The 1,827-nt window shown below is 44.6% G+C and carries 1 protein-coding gene and 1 pseudogene; one reads left to right on the top strand and one right to left on the bottom strand.

Annotated features, from left to right (window positions below; translation table 11 throughout):
- Nucleotides 1-840 (bottom strand): annotated as a pseudogene (locus tag TZ48_RS05200) (RNA pseudouridine synthase); the annotation flags it as partial.
- A 172-nt stretch (nt 841-1,012) separates the two neighbouring features.
- Here TZ48_RS05200 and TZ48_RS05195 point away from each other — a divergent pair.
- On the top strand, nt 1,013-1,783 hold the full coding sequence (locus TZ48_RS05195; RefSeq protein ID WP_112478491.1) for an Eco47II family restriction endonuclease: 771 nt from the start codon (nt 1,013-1,015) through the stop codon (nt 1,781-1,783).
- The last annotated feature ends 44 nt before the right edge of the window (nt 1,784-1,827 follow it).

Genomic DNA, 1,827 nt, shown 5'->3' with positions numbered 1-1,827 from the left:
GCCCGCACCTGCCGGTGGAATCGGGGTGGTGGTGGCCGCGAAGATATCAACCAAATCGCGCGTTTCGCCACGTTGATTTAGAAAACGATACTGCTTGTGAAGCTTGTGCTGCAAAGCGTTGGATAGCGTTTTATGGTGCTCTCTAAGCTCTGCTAGGTGGGTTTCTAGTTCTGCTAGTCGCTGCTCTTTAACGGCGAGCTTGTCTTCCCATTTAAGTTTTAGGTATTTGAGCGTGTTTTTTTCTGCAACGCTTTGCTTGCCAAGGTCATCGAGCAAGGATTGAAGTGCCTCGCCAATCAGTGTTTGCTGCGCTTCCTTTCGCTGCAGTTTACGAGCAGCACGCCCTTGAATCATGATCTCGCGTTGTGCTTGTTCTTCTTGTTGGTAAGCGGCGCGCTCTGTAGCGATTTGCTGTTTGAGTTCTGCTATTTCTGGTGCGTTGGCGAAGGTTTTGTAGGTCGCAAGCGCTTTGGTGATGGCGTCGGTATCTTCACGGAAGAAGCCGTCTTCCGTCAGCATATCGAAGACGGGTGGAACGAATCCTGGCAGAAGATTTTGGTCTGCAATCTTGCCTGAGAAGGCACTCAAAAAGCCGATGTCACCTTGCGTGTTCTGTACCAGCAAAACACCGAACATCTTGCCTCGACCTTGGTTTTCATCTTCGATACCAAAGTCATGGGTGAAATCCGTTTGTGTTTGCAGATACTGCTGGAGCTGGTTTGCCGCTAATACGCACAGCGGGTGGGGCGTGTAGTAGAACGGAAACGTAAATTGCTCGGGTAACTCGTAGCCTTCGATAGCAGCATCAAATTGGTTAAAACAGAGTTGGTGAGAGTGCATATTAAAGGCCGTGGGTCACAGAAATTTGAGCACGGATTGTACCTTGTTTGGGAAGAATTTCCATGAGTAGTGATTGTTGGCTTTAGAGCTCTTTGAGGGGGGATCGGTGTGTCTTTTATTTTCTAACTAATCGGGTAACATAACTGTCTGATTAACATAAAGGTAGGCATCTATGTCATTAACCAAGTCAGCAACCAAGTCACAAGCATACGGTTTAGGGTTTATTAGCGATGAGCAGCTATTTGAGCATGTAAAAGATACGGTTCTTAAGTACCGATTCAAAATCAACCTGTCGCAGTTTAATAAGAACCTACTTGACCCAATCAAACTCACATTTGATTCAAAGATTTATGGCAAGACGATACCTGAAATTATTGAATCTGAGTCTATTCGCCAGATTGACAAGTCAAACACAAATCACATCGGCTATTTTCATCAAAATATATTCAAGTACTTTGATGGCTGGGAAGTGCCTGAGCAAGGGTTTGATACGATTAACTCAGAGCTTAATATCTATGCGGAGCTAAAAAACAAGCATAACACCATGAACTCGGCTTCTTCACAGAAGACCTACATGAAAATGCAAAACAAAATTGTCCGCGATGATAAGGCTGTGTGTTACTTAGTTGAGGTTATTGCTAAGAATAGCCAAGATATTCCTTGGGCAATCAGTCTAGATGGTGAAAAGATCAGCCATAAGAACATTCGAAGAGTGTCGATGGACAAGTTCTATGAGATCGCGACGGGTGACGCTCATGCCTTCAAAAAACTATGTCAGGTACTACCTAGGGTGATTGACGATGTCGTCGTTGAGGCCAAGCTTGGAAAAATTGAGAATACGGTTTTCACTGAACTGGAGAACATTTCTGACGATGTGCTAAAAAGTATCTATCTGCTTCCATTTGAGCAATATGAAGGCTTTGACGAGCTCAACTTTTCTTGAGCATAAAAAAACACCAGCCGAAGCTGGTGTTTTTCGCGTTCTTA

Origin of the sequence: Vibrio variabilis, from assembly GCF_003263785.1 — a bacterium.
Classification (GTDB): domain Bacteria; phylum Pseudomonadota; class Gammaproteobacteria; order Enterobacterales; family Vibrionaceae; genus Vibrio; species Vibrio variabilis.
This window is presented reverse-complemented; position numbering and strand designations above follow the sequence as displayed.

Excerpts from the sequence above, each read along its gene's own strand:
- TZ48_RS05195 (WP_112478491.1), top strand. The coding sequence starts at position 1,013 with ATGTCATTAACCAAGTCAGCAACCAAGTCACAAGCATACGGTTTAGGG.